This is a genomic window from Rhodovulum sp. BSW8, from assembly GCF_003314725.1.
GTDB lineage: Bacteria > Pseudomonadota > Alphaproteobacteria > Rhodobacterales > Rhodobacteraceae > Rhodovulum > Rhodovulum visakhapatnamense.
The window spans coordinates 45,648-63,675 of the sequence record NZ_QNVX01000004.1 but is presented as its reverse complement, the minus strand read 5'-3'; the positions used below and the strand labels follow the sequence as shown (position 1 = coordinate 63,675).

Here is an 18,028-nt window from a genome sequence, read left to right as displayed (position 1 = left end):
AAGGCCCCTGAACGGCCGGACGGCTCAGAACGCCTTGAAGGTCAGCGTGGTCAGCGACCGGTCGATGCCCGGAATGTCCAGCAGCCGGTCATTGACGAACTTGCCCACATCCTCGGATTTCGGGATGTAGAGTTTCATCAGCAGATCGTAATCGCCGCTGGTCGAGTAAAGCTCGGAATGGATCTCGCGCAGGACGATCTCTTCGGCCACCTCATAGGTCTTGCCCGGGCGGCAACGCAGTTGCACGAAGACGCAAGTGGTCATCGGCGGCTCCTTCTCGGCTGATGCCGCGCAAACCTACCAGAGCCCCGGGGACCTTCAAGCCGCAATCGCCCGCGCCGCACGGCCCCCCTCTTGGCCCGGCGCCCGCCCGCGCCTATAAGCGGCCCGGACCCACTGGCGGAGGCACCCATGCGGACGGCGAAGATCACGCGCAAGACGGCCGAGACCGACATTTCCGTCGAGATCGACCTCGACGGGACCGGACGCTACGACATCGCGACCGGCGTCGGCTTTTTCGACCACATGCTGGACCAGCTGGCCCGCCATTCGCTGATCGACATGACCGTGCGCTGTCAGGGCGACACCCATATCGACGACCATCACAGCGTCGAGGATGTGGGCATCGCGCTGGGTCAGGCGCTGGCCGACGCCCTGGGCGACAAGCGCGGCATCCGCCGCTACGGGTCCTGCCTTCTGCCGATGGACGACGCGCTGGTGCGCGCGGCCCTCGATCTGTCGGGGCGGCCCTATCTGGTCTGGACTGTCGATTTCCCGACCCAGAAGATCGGCGGCTTCGACACCGAGCTGGTGCGCGAGTTCTTCCAGGCGCTGTCGACCCATGGCGGGATCACGCTGCATGTCGATGCCCTGCACGGGCTCAACAGCCACCATATCGCCGAAGCGGCCTTCAAGGCGGTGGCGCGCGCGCTGCGCGACGCGGTCGAGACCGATCCGCGCAAGGCCGATGCCATTCCGTCCACCAAGGGGGCGCTTTAAACCGATGCTGACCGCCATCGTCGATTACGAGTCGGGCAACCTGCATTCCGCCCAGAAGGCCTTCGAACGCGTCGCCCGCGAAACCGGGGCGGGCACGGTCGCGGTCACCTCTGACCCCGATACGATCCGCCGCGCCGACCGCGTGGTGCTGCCGGGCGACGGGGCCTATCCGGCCTGCCACCGGGCGCTGTTCGACCATCGCGGCGTCTTCGAGGCCATCGAGGAGGCCGTTGTCGCGGGCGGGCGGCCGTTTCTCGGGATCTGCATCGGCATGCAGATGATGGCGAGCCGCGGCCATGAATACGAGGACACCCCGGGTTTCGACTGGATCGGCGGCGAGGTGGTGCGGATCGAGCCCGCCGAGGCCCATCTGAAGGTGCCGCATATGGGCTGGAACGATCTGGTGCTGGACGCGGGCCACCCGGTTCTCGACGGCATCGCCACCGGCGATCACGCCTATTTCGTCCATTCCTACCAGTTCCGCGTCGCCGATCCGGCGCACAGGCTGGCGCATTGCGACTATGGCGGCCCGGTCACCGCCATCGTCGGGCGGGGCACCATGGTGGGCACCCAGTTCCACCCGGAAAAGAGCCAGGCGACCGGGCTGCGGCTGATTGCCAATTTCCTCGGCTGGGCGCCCTGAGCCCGGGCGCCCCGAGCCTCAGCCCCCCGGAAAGACCCGCCGCGCCAGCAGCACCCGCGACAGCGCGGTCACGAAACACAGCGCGCCGAAGCCCCAGGCCAGCGGCGCGAACCAGGACGGGAACAGGCAGATCGCGGCGAAAAAGGCGATGGTTTCGGTCCCTTCCAGCAACCCTCCGGTGAAATACAGCGATTTCACGCCGCGCGCGCGGGTCTCCATCTTGCGGCGTTCGGCCAGGATCGCGAAGCCGAGGAAGGTGGCGCCGTTCACATAGAAGCTGGTCAGAAGGAACGCGCCCGCCGCCCCGTTCGCCGCCGGATCGAGCAGCACGAAGCCCAGCGGCACCGCGCCATAGACCAGGAAATCGGCAACGATATCGAGATAGCCGCCGAAATCGGTCTTGCGGCTGGCCCGCGCCACCGCCCCGTCAAGTCCGTCCGCCAGCCGCCCGGCCAGCATCGGCCAAAGCGCAAGCCCCGGCGCCCCCAGCGCGATCAGCCCCGCCGCCGCGAGTCCGAGGCCGAGCCCCGCCAGCGTCACCCCGTCGGCCGTGATCCCTCGCGCCGCCAGCCGCTGGCCCAGCCGGTCGAGCGGCGGATCGATCAGACGGCGCATCATCCCGTCAAGCATGCCTGTCCCCCCTGTGCCGCCCCAGACTGCCGCCGCGGGGCATCCGACCGCAAGCCCCGACCCGGCCCCTGAAGGCCGAATCGGACAGGCCTTTGGCCGCGAAGGCCGGGACCGGGCGCGCAAGAGTTACCGAAATGATCTTTCCATTTGTCACGAGCACCCGGCGTCCCAAGGGCTTAGCGGGTCCTGTTCCAGGCGCGTGCCCGCTGCGCGAAAGGATCGCTTTAGGGCTGTTACTCTAGATCTGATTGCATTCGAGTTCGGGAAAGGGTGTCCCATGTCCGCTGTCTTCAGAAGGATCCCCGTGCGGATCTACGCCATCGTGGTCTTGTCGCTGGTGCTGTCTTCTTTACTTTTTGCCTTGCTGATGTCGCGTGCCACGGATTTGGCCTACAAGATCCGCGAGGCCGGACTGCATGATCTGACCGGACAGGCGGTCAGCCTTCTGGAAAGCCTCGACCGGCAGGTGGCGGCCGGAGAGATCGAGCTTGAAGAGGCCAAGGCACGCGGCCAGGCGCTTCTGACCTCGCTGCATTTCGGCGAGTCGGGCTATATCTTCGCCATCGACCACGATCTGGTGGTGACGGTGCACCCGACCATGCCGGACTGGGTGGGCACGAGCCAGGCCGATTATTCCGATGTCCACGGGATGAAGATCTTCCAGGAGATGCGCAAGGTCGCGCAAACCGACGGCAAGGGCTCGGTGCGCTACTGGTTCAAGAAGCCGGGCGGCGCCGAGGCCGAGATGAAGATCGGCTTCATCGAGGACTTCACGCCCTGGGGCTGGATGGTCGGCACGGGGGCCTATGTCTCGGATATCGAGGAAGAACTGGCCGCGATCCGGACGCCCGCCATTATCACGCTTGTGATCGGCATATTGCTGATGGTGGCGGTGTCGACCGTGCTGATCCGCAGCGTCACCGGGCCGCTTGCAGCGCTGGTGAAATCCATGAGCGATGTCGCCAATGCGCGCTATGACGCCGACATCCCCGCCGCAAAGCGCCAGGACGAAATCGGCGTTCTGGGGAGCGATCTGGCCGCGTTCCGCGACAAGCTGGCCGAGTCCGAACGGCTTGCCGCCGCCCGCGAGGAAGACCGCCGCGAACAGGAACGCGTGGTGACCGATCTGGGCGTCGGGCTGCGGGCGCTGTCCGAGGGCGACCTGACCCGGACGATCGACACGACCTTCGCCCCTGCATACGAACAGCTGCGTCAGGACTTCAACGCCACCGTCGACACTCTTAACGCGCTGATGGGTGAAATCGTCGAGAACTCGACCGAGATCACCACCCGGGCCGAGGAAATCAGCGGCGCCTCCGACGACCTGTCGCGCCGGACCGAGAACCAGGCCGCCACGCTGGAAGAGACCGCCGCCGCCATGGACGAGATGACCGCCAGCGTGCGCGCCGCGGCCGATGGCGCGGCCCAGGTCGAGAATGTGGTGCGCGAGGCGCGCGGCAATGCCGAACAATCGGGTCTGGTGGTCAAGGAAGCCATCGGCGCGATGTCCGAGATCAAGAAATCCTCCGACGGGATCAGCCAGATCATCGGGGTGATCGACGACATCGCCTTCCAGACCAACCTTCTGGCGCTGAACGCGGGCGTCGAGGCGGCGCGGGCGGGCGAAGCCGGACGCGGGTTCGCTGTCGTCGCGTCAGAGGTACGGGCGCTGGCGCAGCGGTCCTCCGAGGCCGCGAAAGAGATCAAGACGCTGATTTCGTCCAGTTCCGATCAGGTCGAATCCGGTGTCGCGCTGGTCAACCGCACCGGCGAGGCGCTGACCGACATCGTCGAGCGTGTCGGCAACATCGCGGTGCTGATCGGCGACATCGCGACCGGTGCGCAGGAACAGTCGGTGGGCTTGGGCGAGATCAATGTCGGCATCAACGAACTTGACAAGGTTACCCAGCAGAACGCCGCCATGGTCGAGGAGGCCAACGCCGCCGCGGTGACGATGAAGCAGGAGGCGGGCAATCTGCAAAGCCTCGTCGCCCGGTTCCGTCTGAAGACCCGGGCCGGCGGCGGGCAGCGCCCGCGCGAAACGACGCCTCTGGCCTTCGCGCCCGCACCGGCGGCGGATCTGACCATGAGCCCGACCCCGCGCCGCATCGCAAATGGCGGCGACTGGCAGGATTTCTAGATCGCGTCCTGCCTTCTCCGCGCGGCGATGTCTCGGGATCTCTGGGCCGGGCCACGCGGCGAAACCGGAGGCGCCAGCCTCCGGCCGCGACCTCCGTCCTCTGCGCCGCGTTGACGTCCGGTCGAAATCCGGCGGAGGATGGTGCCGCGTGTGCGAGGGAGGTCGTTGCACGTTGCTGCCGCCGGAACGCCGACTGTGTCACGCAGGTCCGGCGCCGGTACGGGAGGGTTTTCACTGGAAATGCAATTCTGGCTTGCCCTGGCAACCGCATTGGCGATTGCCGGTGGCGGTCTCATCAAGATCGCATCCGCCTCGCCCACGGGGCTCGCATCCCGGGGGCGCGCGCTGGGGGCGATCTGCTACGGAAGCCCCGCCTTCGCCTGGTTCTATCTGATGCGCGGCCACGCCCTGGCGCTGGTCGCGGTGCTTTACGCATCGGCCACGCTGATCGCGCTGGCGCTTCTGGGCGTACCGGTGTTCCAAGAGGGCCTCCTGCTTCGCGACGCGCTGGGGATCGGGCTGGCGCTTGCCGCGGTTCCGGTCATGCTCCGCGGGGCCTTAAAGCGCCCGCACCGGGCCGCGAAACGGCCCGGGAAAACAGCGCGAGAGCAACCGGAAAGCATCGGGAACGCGACGGAAAAACACCGGAAAAGCACCGGGGCGGCCGATTCTGCGGCCACCCCGGACCGGCGCGCCCTGCGCTGCGTCAAAGCCCGGAACGCCTTGAGCGCAGGGGCTTTTTGTTGGAAGATTCGTGCGGCGTAATTCGCTATAATCAAACGGATTAAGATTTGACTTCCAATTATTGGGGGATAGGGAATGCGTGTCAGGACGTTTTTTGTGACCACGGCGATGGCCAGCCTCGCCCTGACGATGCCGGCCGAGCGGGTCCGGGCCGACGATCTGGGCAAGGTGATTGTGGGCGGGGCGATCCTCTGTGCCGTCACCGGCTGTCTGAACGGCCGCAATCAGGGCCGCAGCAACCGCACCGCGGCCCGCCCGGCGGGCGACCCCACGGTCCGCACCGACCAGCAGGCGCTGAACTATTTCGGCTACGATGCCGGGGGCGCCGATGGCGTCACGGGCCGCCGGACCCGCGACGCGATCTCGCGCTATCAGGGCTATATGGGCTATCCGGTGACCGGCCAGCTCGACCCCTATCAGCGCCAGACCCTCGTCGGCGCCTATAACTGGGCGCAGTCAGGCGGCAACGCGAGCTATCCCGGCATCCAGGGACAGGAGCTTCTGCGCGCCTATTCGAGCTATGCCCGCGGCGGCAATTACTGCCAGGAGACCGGGCGCTGTGCGGGCGGCGGCTATGGCAGCCAGAACGCCTATGGCGGCGGACAGGGCTATGCCGGAGCCAACGGCTATCCGGCGGCCAACGGCTATCCCGCCGAAACCGGCTATGGCGCCAATGGCGCGATGCCGTCGCAGGTGCCGGTGCCGTCCTATCCGCAGCAGGGCGCGCCGCAACCCTTCCTGCAGCCGCAAGGCCAGGCGCCCCAGCAGGTCGCGAACCAGGTGCTGACAACGGGGGGCGCGCTGCCCGGCTTCGAGCTGCCCGACAGCACCGCGTATCGTTCGGTCGCCGATCACTGCCAGACCGTGCAGATGGTGTCCTCGGCCAATGGCGGGGCGGTGACCGGCCCGGCCGGGGTGACCAACCCGACCCAGGCGCTGGACGAACAGTTCTGCAGTGCCAGCACCTATGCCGTCAGCACCACCGAAAGCATGCTGAGCGGCGCCGGGGTCAGCGACGATCAGCTGGCCCAGAACTGCCAGCAGGTCGTCGACTTCATGCAGCCCGAGACCGACGCGCTGAGCGGCCGACAGGCCTCGGATCTGGCCGCCGCGGCCGAACAGAAGATCCGGCAATCCGCGGGCGCCGATCCGCAGGGTCTGATCCAGACCGGCGAGGTCTGCCTGGGCTATGGCTACCGCACCGACGATTCCGATCTGGTGCTGGCCGCCTCGATGCTTCTGGTCGGCGCCGGTGCCCGGCCCTATGCCGAGCTTCTGGGCCACCATCTGCGCGACGGGTTCGGGGTCGGGTCCGATCCGGCCAGGGCGCGCGGCTGGTATGACACGGCCTTCGCCGCGCTCGATAGCGGCGCCACGCCGGTCTTCCTGCCGAGCCAGAGCGCCCAGCGCGTGGCGATCATGCGGGCCGCCCTCGATGGCGGAGCGCCCGCCCCGGTGCTGACCGGTGCCTCGGCCGCGGGGGCCGCAGCGCCGGCCCCGGCCGCGCTGCCGAGCTTCAACATCGGCAACTGAGCCGGAGAAGCGGGCGGGGCGCCTCCGGAGCCCTGCCCGCCACAAGACCCGCCACGGGCATCAAGCCCAAGGGGCCGTCCTCGCCCGGGTCCCGGATCGGCGGGCGCCTGCCGGGACGGGGTCCAACCGCCGCCTCCGACGCCGATCAGCGGTCGACCCCGGCTGACGATACGCTATGTTCGGGCAAAACACCGTCCGGTCGCCGGATGTCAGTTGGAGGACATCGAGATGACACCCAGGGCTTTCCTGATCGCCGCCACCGCCACAGCCCTCAGCCTGCCGGCCCCGGCCCCCCTGCGGGCCGATACCGGCGATGTCGTCAAGCTGGGCATCGCCGCAGGCGCCTTCTTCTGCATGGCCAATCCGGGCCGCTGCGGGCTTGGCGGAAACCGCCAGACCCAACCCAGCGGCACCCCGCAGCGCGCTGCCGCGCCTGCGCCCGCCCCCCGGGCGGTCGCCGATCCGACGGTGCGCACCGACCAGCAGGCGCTGAACTATTTCGGCTATGAGGCGGGCGGCGCCGACGGCGTGATGGGCCGCAACACCCGCCAGGCGATCTCGCGCTATCAGACCTACATGGGCTATCCGGCGACCGGCCAGCTCGACCCCTATCAGCGGCAGACTCTCGTCGGCGCCTATAACTGGGCGCAGGCGGGCCGCGGTGCAGCCTATCCCGGGATCTACGGTCAGGAGCTCTTGCGCGCCTATCAGACCGAGACGCGCGGCGGCGACTATTGCCGCGAGACCGGACGCTGCCCGGTGCAGGGGGCTTCCACCGGCCAAACCACACAGCCCCGCCTGCCCGAGATGCCGACGCCCAGCGCCTCGATGGCCAATGCCTGCGCCAGCAGCCAGATGGTCACCAATGCCAGCGGTCCGGTCCTGACCCCGGCCGGGATCACCGGCCCCGACCGCGCGCGCCAGGCGATGGACGAACAATTCTGCAGCGCCAGCAGCTATGCCCTCAGCCGGTCCGAAAACCTGCTGGACGGCAGCGGCATGACCGATCAGACCCTGTCCGAGAACTGCCGCTGGGTCGTGGACCGGATGGCCGACCAGATCGGGCAGCTTGGCAGCCGCTCGGCGGTGGAACTGACCGAGGCCGCCGACCGGCGCGTTCGCGACATCGGCGCCGACATGCGCCAGATCACCGACGCGGCGACGGTCTGCCTGGGCTATGGCTATCGCACCGACGATGCCCGGGTCGCGCTGGCCTCGGCGCTGATGCTGGTGGGCACCGGCGCCCGGCCCTATGCCGAGCTGGTCGGCCACCACCTGCGCGGCGGCTACGGCACCGCGCGCAATCCCGATCAGGCGCAGGGCTGGTACGACATCGCCTTCGACGCGCTCGACCGGGGCGCCGATCCCGCCGTCCGGCCCAGCCAGAGCGGCGAGCGCGTGGCGGTGATGCGCGCCGCGCTGCGGACCGGGGGCCTTGCCGGTGGCGGCAATGCGACCTCGTCGACCGGGACCGGCATGCCGAATTTCAACCTCCGGCAGAACTGACCGGCGTCCGGACGCGATCCGGGTCCGTGCAGTCCCGGGCCGTCGGGTCCGGGACCCGCGCGGCGGTTGACCCGCTGTTTCAAATGCCATTAACTCAAGGCATAATTTCGCTTTGCGAATGCGTTTGATGACGGCGGATTGAGATGCTGCGTGCGGCGATTTTGGGAATGGCGCTGGGACTTCTGGCCATTGTCGGCGCAGCCGGATATGCGGCCCTTGCCGCCTGCCGGATCGAACTTGCGGTGCTGGACAGATGGCTTCCGCAAAGCTGCCCGTCGGATGCCGACATCGCGGCGGCCGCGCGGCTCGACGCGCTGCGCGACCTCAATCTGGCGCTCACGCGCGATATCCGCCGGACCGAGAACGAACTGGCCGCGCTGCAATGCGAAGCGGTGCCGCCCGCGCCCCCGCCCGCCCCTCTGCCCGCCCCTCTGCCCGAGCCCGAACCGGCCCCCGCGCCGGACAGCGCCGGGATCGACCCGGGCAGCTGGAACCGGGGCGACATCCGCGTGCTGGACGGCTGCTGGGAACTCGATTCCGATTTCCGCACCCGCGACATCCAGACCGGCCGGATCACCCATTACACCCAGTGGGAGATGTGCTTCGACCGCCAGGGCAACGGCCGCGAGACGATGACCGCCACCAATGGCACCACCTGCCGGGGCGCGGTCTCGGGCCAGTTCCTCGACCCAAGCGGCGCGGCGGCCGGCGACCAGCGTCTCGAGGTTCGCGAGCCGGGCAATCTGCGCTGTTCCGACGGCGGCTACATCCATCAGCGCATCATCACCTGCGAGCTGGCGGGCGACGGCAGCGCCAGTTGCGTGAACTTCCAGCCCGAGACCGGCGGCCGCGGCGAGGTCCGCCTGCGCCGCAGAACCGAGGACCAGTGACCATGGCCGAGCATTTCCTGACCAAGTGCCAGATCGAGCTGAGCCAGTGCCTCGAGATCGGCGGCGGGCTGGCGCTGGAAAGCCATGGCGCGCTGACCCAGGCGCTGCGCGAGCGGGTCTCGCCGGAGGCCGCCGCGCTGTTTGCCGAGCCGCTGCTGAGCCGCGGCAACGATTCCGCCCCGGCCAGCGTCGCCTGGTACACCGATCATCCCGGCGAAGGCCGGCCGCTGCGGGCGCTGGACGAGGCCGACCGGGTCAGGGCCGAAGCGGCGCTGAGCGAACGGCTGCGCGGCATCCGCGCCCATCTGGGCGATCCGGAGGACGGGCCGCTCTTTGGCGCGGCGCTGCATCTGGCAAACCATCCCGATGGCGATATCTGGGTGGTCGACGGCCAGCCGGTGATCCTGAACTGGGGCATGCTGCCCCCCGGCATGAGCCGCGACCCCGACACCCGGGGCGCCCATGTCGCGGCGACGCTGGGGCGGTTCCTGCCGCTGGCCGGGGCCCCGCCCCTGAGTGCCGCCGAGGCACTGGCCCGCCGGGGCGATGCCGCGCCCGCCGGGGCCGAGGCGGCGCCTCCGGTCTCTGGCGCCGGTCCCGCCGGGGCCGTCATCGCGCCCGACCCGGTCGCGCCCGAGCCCGTGCGGCGCGTCTGGCCCGGCCCCATCGCCTGGGTGCCGCTTCTGGTCCTGCTTCTGATCGCGGGCGGCGCGCTGGCCTGGCTGCTCATGCCCGGCACCCGGATCTTTCCGGCCCGCGCCCCCGACCCGGCCATCGACCGCGCCGAGGCCGCAGCCGCCGTGGCCGAGATCAACGCCTCGCTCGAACAGCGGCTGGCGCGGCTGCAGGCCGCGCTGGACGGCGCGCAATGCCGCCCCGACGGGACGCTGACCATGCCCGACGGGCGCACCATCGAGGGGCTGCTGCCGCCCGATCCGACCAACCCCGCCGACGCCCCCGGCAGCCGTGCCGCCGCAGATCCGCGCCCGATCCTGCCGCCCGATCCGGCGCGGGTGCAGGTGCCCTCGGACGGCGCCTCGGCGATGGACCTGACCTCGCTGCTGGAGCTGATCGAGGCGCGCACGGTGATGGTCGTGCGCTATATGGCCGATGCCGATACCCAGCCCGGCCAGCAGGTGCGGGCCGAGCGCGGATCGGGCTTCTTCGTCGGCCCCGACCTTGTGGTGACCAACAACCATGTGGTCGAGGGCGCGCCCGAGGACCGGATCTTCGTCACCAATCGCGGCCTTGGCCAGCAATATCCGGTGACGGTCATCAAGACCGCGGGCCCCTTCGGCAGCACCGGGCGCGATTTCGCCCTGTTGCGGGTGCATGGGGTGAACGCGCCCTATTTCACCCTGCTCAAGCCCGACCATTCGCTGAAGCTGCAAAGCGTGATCGCGGCGGGCTATCCCGACGACCTGCTGGGCGACTGGCGGGGCGGCACCGACCCGGTGCCGGACCTCGCGGTTACCGACGGCACCGTCAATGCCGAACAGGTGCTGACGCAGGGCACGCCCGCCATCGTGCATTCGGCGCCGATCTCGCAGGGCAATTCCGGCGGGCCGCTGGTCGACATGTGCGGCCGGGTCGTGGGGGTCAACACCTTCGTGCGGCAGGGCGCGCTGCGCAATCTGAACTTTGCGCTCTCTTCGGACGATCTGCTGGCCTTCCTCGAATCCGCCGCGCTGACACCTGCGACCGTCACCCGGCCCTGCCAGCCGCAACTGCTGCGCCCGATGGTGACGCCCGCAACACCCGACACGCCGGAGGATGCAGGCGCGGCCGCGCCCTCGACCGGGGTGCCGAACTTCAACCTCCGTTCCTCTCCCAGCGAATAGGACGGCGGCGATGTTCGAGGCGCTCATCGTCACCACCTCGTCGGCCGGGCTGACCGCGCTGGGCAGCCGCGAACAGCGGTCCTACGAACTGATCGCCGATACCGTGCGCGACCGGCTCGGCCCCGATCACGCGGCGCTGTTCGCCGAGCCGGTGGCGACCGAACAGGGCGACCGCTACGACTGGTACGCGCCGGTGCCGGGCCGGGTACGGCGGCTCGATGCGCTGACCCCCGAAGAGCGCGGGGCACTGCTGCAAAGGCTCGAGGCACTGCGCGCGGATATCGGGGCGCTGGCCGACGAGATCGGCGCCGAGGGGAGCCCGGCCGCCGAACGGCTGTCCGAGGCGTTGCGGAATGCGCTGCAGGTGCCGGGCGAGGACTGCATCCATGCCATCGGAGACGGTCCTGCACCGCAGCCGGTTCTGGTCAACTGGGCCTGGACCGGCGACCGCCAGCGGTCCGAGCGCGGGCAGTTGACCGGCGCGGCCCGGACCCCGCCGCGCGCCCCGGTCGCTGCGGCTGCGGCCGGGGCGTCGGCCACCGGCGCCGGGATCGGCACGGTGCCCGACGGCGCCGCCGCTGCGGTCGCGGCGCGGGGCGGCGGAATCGGGCTTTGGCCGCTGCTGCTCTGGCTCGGCTGGCTGATCCTTGCGCTGATGCTGGCCGCGATCGTGGCGCTTCTGGTCCCGGCCTGCGGATTGCGCGGGCTTGCGGGTGTCTCGTTCTGCCCCGCGCCGCCGCCCGAGGCCTCGGCCGCCGATGCCAGCACGCTGATCCTGCAGGATCAGATCGACCGGATCGAGCGCGAGATCGCCATTGCCGACCGGGCCTGCCAGCCAGCCCCCCCTCCGCCGCCACCGGCCGCCGCGCCCGTCGAGGAAAGCCGCTATGACCGCGCGCTCGACGATGCGGGGGCGACGCGGGGCGATCTGAACTTCTCGCTGTTCTGGACCGGCGCCTCGGATATCGACCTGGCGGTCACCTGCCCGACCGGCGCCCGCATTTCCTATCGTGCCAAGAACGTCTGCAACGGCCGACTGGATGTCGACAGCAATGTCGACGATATCCGTCCCGACCCGGTCGAAAACGTCTATTTCAACGGTCCGGCCGCCGGCGGCTACCGCGCCACGGTCACCCTGTTCTCGGACCGCACGCGCGGTCCCGACAGCTTCAAGCTGCTGATCCGCCATGGCGACGTGTCGCGGATCGAAGAAGGCACCCTCGGCCGTCAGGGCGAAAGCTGGACCACCACCATCAACTATCCCGGATTGCCATGATCTCTGACCGCAAGGAACAGCTTCGGCCGCTCGTGAACTGGCACGAGGACATCACCGTGGTGCCCTTTTCCGGCATCCAGATGCTGGATTTCGGCTTTGCCATCGACAAGCTGACCGCGCGCCCCTGGCGGTTCATCGAGCGCACCGTCGATGACGCGCCCGAAGAACGGATGCTGATCCCGCTGACCGGCAACGAAGACCTCGACGCGCCGCTCGAAGCTGCCGCCAGGCCCGATGACGATGAATATTCGGTCCGTCCCGCCGCAGCGCTGGAACCCTTCCTGTCGAAATGGGTGCCGGTGCCGGTCCTGCGGATGAAATCCGAACGCGGCCCCGCGGGCGAGGAACGCTTCGATCCCGGCCCCTCGACCTGGGCGCGGATGCGGGTGGTCGAGCTGGCCGCCCCCGACCCCGAGACCGGCCATACCCACCGGGTGCAGATCGCGCTCGATACCGCGCTGACCGCGCAGGATCAGTCGGCCCATTACGTCGCCCCCCAGATCGCCGATGCCGAGAACCCGCGCGATTTCCGCTTCGTCTCGGACCCCGCACAGATGGACTGGTTCCTGCGCCGGATCGAGGACGGCGAAGACGGCCAGCCACGCGACCCGCAACTCTGGGTGTCGGACTGGCTGAAGGAGCTGTTCCTGGGCTTCAAGCGGGCCGAACGGCCCGGGCGCAACATTTCCGAGGACACCCTGCCGCATCAGTTCGAGCACTGGGCGCGCTATCTCACCTGTCTGCAAGTCATCGACCAGGCGGTGAAGATCCCGAAGATCCGCTTCGTCAACACCGTCTCGGAACGCGATGCGGTGACGCCGGTCGATGTCGATCTGGTGCTGGATGTGGGCAATTCGCGCACCTGCGGCATCCTGATCGAACGCTTCCCGGGGGAATCCCGGGTCGATCTGGTGCGCTCCTTCCCGCTCGAGATCCGCGATCTGTCGCGGCCAGAGCTTTACTATTCGGGCCTGTTCGAAAGCCGGGTCGAATTCGCCGAGCTGAAATTCGGCGATGACCGCTTCGCCAGCCGCTCGGGGCGCCGGAACGCCTTCATGTGGCCGGGCTTCGTGCGCGTCGGCCCCGAGGCGCTGAGGCTGATCCAGCGCGAGGAAGGCACCGAGACGATGTCGGGGCTTTCGTCCCCGAAACGCTATCTCTGGGATGACGAGGCGCGCCAGCAGGACTGGCGCTTTCACAACCATGTCGACCCGAACAACCTGCCCAAATCGGTGCGCGCCGCGATGCGCCAGCTGAACGAGGCGGGCGACGTGATCGAACAGGTCCGCCATGAGGAAAAGCAACGCCTGCGCCGCCGCGGCCGCACGCCCTCGGACCGCGCGATCCGGCCGCGCTTTTCACGCTCGTCGCTGTTCGGCTTCATGCTGGCCGAGATCTTCAGCCATGCGCTGGTGCAGATCAACGACCCCGCCTCGCGGTCGCGCCGGGCGCAGTCGGACCTGCCGCGCAGGCTGAACCGCATCATCCTGACCCTGCCCACCGCGACGTCCGTTCAGGAACAGGCGATCATGCGCAGCCGCGCCGAGGGCGCGCTGAAGATGGTCTGGGCGATGCTGGGCATGGACGAGGCGCTGGACCGCTACAAGACCAAGCCCGCCGTCACCGTCGAATGGGACGAGGCCAGCTGCACCCAGCTGGTCTATCTTTACAGCGAGATCACCCAGAAATTCGACGGCAATATCGACGCCTTCCTGCGTCTGAAGGGCCGCGACCGGGTCCGCCCCGGCGAGGCCGCGCCCAGCCCCAGCCTGCGCCTCGCCTGCATCGACATCGGCGGCGGCACCACGGACCTGATGATCTCGACCTACTGGTCCGAGGCCAACCGCGTGCTGCACCCGGTGCAGACCTTCCGCGAGGGCTTTCGGGTTGCGGGCGACGACATGCTGCAACGCGTGGTCTCGGGCATCGTGCTGCCGCGTCTGCAAACCTCGATCGAGGCCGCGGGCGGGCGCTATGTCGGCGAGAAGCTGCGCGAGCTTTTCGCGGGCGATATCGGCGGGCAGGACCAGCAGGTGGTGCAGAAACGCCGCCAGTTCGCGCTGCGCGCGCTGATGCCGCTGGCGGTCGCGATCCTGACCCATTCCGAGACCGCCGCCGAATACGACCGCTTCGATCTGTCGGTGGCCGAAACGCTGGGCCTGCCCCGGCCTGCGCCCGAACCCGACGAGGATGGCGTGGCGCCGCCCCGGACCGGCCCGGCCGAGCCGCTGATCTCGACCGAGATCCTGGCCTATATCGAACAGGCCGCGCGCGATGTGGGCGCCCCGGACTGGCGGTTTGCCGATGTGGTGCTGACCACCTCGCGCGAGGATGTCGACGCCATCGCCCGCGAGGCCTTCCAGAAGGTGCTGGGCAACATGGCCGAGGTGATCGACCATCTGGGCGTCGATGTGGTGCTGCTGACGGGTCGGCCCTCGCGGCTGCCGGCGGTGCGGTCCATCGTCGAGGAACTGCTGGTGGTGCCGCCCTATCGGCTGGTCTCGATGCATACCTACAAGACCGGGCGCTGGTATCCGTTCCGCGACCCGATCACCCAGCGCATCGGCGACCCGAAAAGCACGGTCGCGGTGGGCGGCATGCTGATCGCGCTGTCCGAAAGCCGGATCCCGAACTTCAAGGTCACGACCGGCGCCTTCCAGATGAAATCGACCGCCCGGTTCGTGGGCGAGATGGATTACAATGGCCAGATCCTCGACGAAAAGCTGATGTTCTCGGAACTCGATCTCGATACGAAGGGCGGCGCGCAGGAAGCCACGGTCGCCATGTTCTCGCCCGTCCATATCGGCTCGCGGCAATTGCCCATCGAACGCTGGACGACGACGCCGCTGTTCCGGCTCGACTTCGCCAACCCGAATGCCCAGCGGCGGCCGACGCCGATCCGGGTGACCTTCGAAAAGGCCGATTACGACGATGACGACCGCGAGGATTCAGAAGCCAAGCTGCGACGCGAGGCGCTGCGCGAGGCCTTCGAGATCACGCAGGTCGAGGATGGCGACGGCGGCGGGATGAAGAATGGCGATGTCGTGCTGAAGCTGCACACGCTGGGCTTTGACGACGAATACTGGATCGACACCGGCGTGTTCCGGTACTGAGGGGGCAGGATGACGACGAAGGACCAGCTTGCCGAACGATGCGCCCGGGTCGAGGGCGCGGCCCGCCGGGCGCTTGACTGGGTGGCCGACCCCGAGAATGCCGAAACCGTCGGGCTCGAGCGCAAGTCGCTGGTGCAGGCCTTGCGCAAGGGCGCGCGCCGGGCGCAGAAGCTGGGGCGCGCGGCACGGACCAAGATGTCGGTCAGCGTCTTCGGCCCGTCGCAGGCGGGGAAATCCTTCCTGGTCTCGGTGCTGGCGCGGCCCGAAAACGGCCGTCTGGTGGCCGATTTCCAGGGGCCCGGCGGCCAGCTCGACTATATCCGCGAGATCAACCCAGAGGGCGAAGGCGAATCGACCGGGCTTGTCACCCGCTTCACCATGACCAAGGCGCCCTGTCCCGAGGGATTTCCGATCCGGCTGGTGCTGCTGTCCGAGGCCGATGTCGCGCGGACCATCGTCAATTCCTTCTACATGGATGGCGACCAGTCCGAACCCGTGCCCGAGCCCGAGGCGATCACCGCGCATCTGGCCGCCTTCCGCGCGAAAGCGGGCGGCGCCGAGGTGCCGGGGGTCAGTTACGAGGACGTTCTGGAAATCGCCGATTACGTCAATCGCAGCTTCGGGCGCGCGGCCTATGCCGCCGGGCTCAAGACCTTCTGGGAGGATGCCGCCCTGATCGCGCCGAAGCTGGCCGTCGCCGACCGCGCCGCCCTCTTCGCGATCCTCTGGGGCGGGCATGCGCCGCTGACCGATCTTTACATCCGTCTGGGCGAGGCGCTGCAGACGATCCGGAACGCCGAGGAAGTGCATGCGCCGCTGGCCGCCCTGACCCCGCGCGAGACCTCGATCATCGACGTGAAGACGCTGCACGGGCTTTATGGCGAGGCGGGCGACAGCCTGCCGCTGTGCCTGCCCTCGGGCGCCCGGGTCGAGCTGCCGCGCGCGCTGGTCTGCGCGCTGGCGGCCGAGCTGGTGATGCCGATGCAGACCCGGCCCTACGATCTGTTCGACGAAACCGACCTGCTGGACTTCCCCGGCGCGCGCAACCGGTTCGAACAGCCGCTGTCGAAGACCCTGATCGAGCCCGAGAAGACGGTCACCCAGCTCTTGCTGCGCGGCAAGGTCGCCTATCTTTTCGACCGCTATGTCGAGAACCAGGAAATCACCTCGATGCTGCTCTGCGTGCCGGACAGCAATATGGAAACGCTGGACCTGCCGGGGTTGGTCGAAAACTGGATCGCGATGACCCATGGCGCCAGCGCGAAACAGCGCGCGGCAAGCCGCTGCATCCTGTTCTTCGTTCTGACCAAGTTCGACAAGCATCTGGGCGAAAGCGCTGCCGGCGGCGGCGAGGAAACCCGGTTCGAACGCCGGATGCAGGCCTCGCTTCTGGAGAAATTCGGCCGGGGCAAGGACCCCTGGGTCGACAGCTGGACGCCGGGGCGGCCCTTCGACAATTGCTACTGGCTGCGCAACCCCAACTTCTTCGTCGAAGGGCTGATCGACTATGACGACGCCAAACGCGAAATCCGCATCCGCCCCGAAAAGGAGGCGCGGCTGGCCGAGCTGCGCGCGGGCTGCCTGGAGGCCGCCAGCGTCCAGCGCCATTTCGCCGATCCCGCCGCCGCCTGGGACGCGGCACTCGGGCTGAACGATGGCGGCGTCAGCTACCTGATCGGGCGGCTGGCCGAGGTCTGCACCCCGGACAGCAAGATCGGCCAGATCGGCGTGCAGCTCGACAAGCTGGCGGGCGATCTCGCCGCCGATCTGGCGCCCTTCCATGTCTCGGACGATATCGGTCGGCGCATCGAGGAAAAGCGCGAGGCGGCGGCGGCGATCATCGACGAGTTGGAAATCGCGCTGCAGCGGCATCGCTTCGGCGCGGTGCTGGCGGCGCTGATGGTCGATCAGGATCTGGTGCAGGACCGGATCTCGCGGGTGCCCTCGTCGATCCGGATCTCGCAGGCGGTCTCGAGCGCGGCCATCGCCCGCCCCTCGGCCGACACCGCGCACGCGGCCGCACCCGCGCGCCCCGGACGGCCGCTGCGCCCCGGACGGGCCGCGGGCGCCGATCTGGCGCTGGCCGAGGCGCCCGCCGCCGCCCCCAAGTCCGGCAATGGCAATGGCACTGGCAACGGCACCGACATCCGCACCATGACCGCCGAGACCTTCCAGGCCGAAAGCGCGGTCGAGGTCTGGATCGAGGGGCTCAAGCGGTTCCGCGAGGATGTCGAGACGGTGGGCCATTTCGGGCTGAGCCCCGCATCGGTCGCGACGCTCTCGGCCGAGCTGACCCATGCGCTGCGGCGGATCGGCGTGGTCGACCGGGCCCGCGCCCAGCTCAAGGCGATGGCCTTCGGGCTGACCGTCGACAAGCAGGCCGAGCCCGCCGCCATCGTCTGTGCCGAGCATATCAACCGCTTCGTCTCGGTGCTGGGCACCGACGCCCTGCCCGAGGCCCAGCGCGCCCGGGTCGAGCTTCCGGAGGGCGGCAGCCGCCCGGTCTTCGCGCCCCGCCCCGGCGCCGAGGATGCCGACGGCCTGCCGCCCGAGCCGCGCCCGACTGCCGAAGAGACCTGGACCGACTGGGTCTTCGCGCTCGATGCGATGTTCGTCGCCAATGCCAAGGACACCGATGCGGGCACGGTCAATATCGCGCAGAACCTCAGGCTGGGCGAGATCCTGGCCGATTTCGGCGCGGGAGGCGCATAGG

The 18,028-nt window shown here is 69.0% G+C and carries 13 protein-coding genes; 11 read left to right on the top strand and 2 right to left on the bottom strand.

The features are described 5' to 3' along the window. Positions 1–24: 24 nt before the first annotated feature. Entirely contained in the window at positions 25–264 is a 240-nt protein-coding gene (locus tag DSD19_RS01555; protein ID WP_075786569.1) for an Lrp/AsnC family transcriptional regulator, read from the bottom strand. A 147-nt stretch (positions 265–411) separates the two neighbouring features. Here DSD19_RS01555 and hisB point away from each other — a divergent pair, with 147 nt between their 5' ends. Together hisB and hisH are read left to right on the top strand one after the other, a co-directional pair. Then, on the top strand, positions 412–999 hold the full coding sequence (gene hisB / locus DSD19_RS01550) for an imidazoleglycerol-phosphate dehydratase HisB (protein ID WP_113668302.1): 588 nt from the start codon (positions 412–414) through the stop codon (positions 997–999). A gap of 4 nt (positions 1,000–1,003) precedes the next feature. Further along, entirely contained in the window at positions 1,004–1,642 is a 639-nt protein-coding gene (gene hisH / locus DSD19_RS01545; protein WP_113668301.1) for an imidazole glycerol phosphate synthase subunit HisH, read from the top strand. 18 nt (positions 1,643–1,660) lie between these two features. On the opposite strand, the gene DSD19_RS01540 is transcribed toward hisH, so the two are convergent. Beyond that, complete coding sequence (locus DSD19_RS01540; RefSeq protein ID WP_075786572.1) at positions 1,661–2,272, bottom strand: CDP-alcohol phosphatidyltransferase family protein; 612 nt, start codon at positions 2,270–2,272, stop codon at positions 1,661–1,663. Between the two features lie 304 nt (positions 2,273–2,576). Between DSD19_RS01540 and DSD19_RS01535 the strand changes: the two genes are divergently transcribed. The 9 genes from DSD19_RS01535 (at position 2,577) to DSD19_RS01495 (ending at position 18,027) form a co-directional block, all read left to right on the top strand. Beyond that, positions 2,577–4,412: a methyl-accepting chemotaxis protein gene (locus DSD19_RS01535; protein ID WP_243627617.1), complete on the top strand. Its 1,836-nt coding sequence runs from the start codon at positions 2,577–2,579 to the stop codon at positions 4,410–4,412. A gap of 270 nt (positions 4,413–4,682) precedes the next feature. After that, positions 4,683–5,177, top strand: coding sequence for a hypothetical protein (locus tag DSD19_RS01530; RefSeq protein ID WP_133260341.1), 495 nt, complete (start codon positions 4,683–4,685; stop codon positions 5,175–5,177). A 75-nt stretch (positions 5,178–5,252) separates the two neighbouring features. Beyond that, positions 5,253–6,689: a peptidoglycan-binding domain-containing protein gene (locus tag DSD19_RS01525; RefSeq protein WP_165828017.1), complete on the top strand. Its 1,437-nt coding sequence runs from the start codon at positions 5,253–5,255 to the stop codon at positions 6,687–6,689. 228 nt (positions 6,690–6,917) lie between these two features. After that, positions 6,918–8,195: a peptidoglycan-binding domain-containing protein gene (locus DSD19_RS21985; RefSeq protein WP_243627616.1), complete on the top strand. Its 1,278-nt coding sequence runs from the start codon at positions 6,918–6,920 to the stop codon at positions 8,193–8,195. 167 nt (positions 8,196–8,362) lie between these two features. Next, positions 8,363–9,085: a hypothetical protein gene (locus DSD19_RS01515; RefSeq protein WP_243627614.1), complete on the top strand. Its 723-nt coding sequence runs from the start codon at positions 8,363–8,365 to the stop codon at positions 9,083–9,085. A gap of 2 nt (positions 9,086–9,087) precedes the next feature. Beyond that, a complete protein-coding gene (locus DSD19_RS01510) occupies positions 9,088–10,926 on the top strand; it encodes a trypsin-like peptidase domain-containing protein (protein ID WP_113668296.1) in 1,839 nt (612 codons plus the stop codon). A gap of 10 nt (positions 10,927–10,936) precedes the next feature. Continuing rightward, positions 10,937–12,202 carry a hypothetical protein gene (locus DSD19_RS01505; protein ID WP_113668295.1) on the top strand — a complete coding sequence of 422 codons (1,266 nt, stop codon included), beginning with the start codon at positions 10,937–10,939 and terminating at the stop codon, positions 12,200–12,202. After that, positions 12,199–15,315 carry a virulence factor SrfB gene (locus DSD19_RS01500; RefSeq protein WP_113668294.1) on the top strand — a complete coding sequence of 1,039 codons (3,117 nt, stop codon included), beginning with the start codon at positions 12,199–12,201 and terminating at the stop codon, positions 15,313–15,315. The genes DSD19_RS01505 and DSD19_RS01500 overlap by 4 nt, the downstream gene beginning before the upstream one ends. A 9-nt stretch (positions 15,316–15,324) precedes the next feature. Next, positions 15,325–18,027, top strand: coding sequence for a virulence factor SrfC family protein (locus DSD19_RS01495; protein WP_113668293.1), 2,703 nt, complete (start codon positions 15,325–15,327; stop codon positions 18,025–18,027). Position 18,028: the final 1 nt, after the last annotated feature.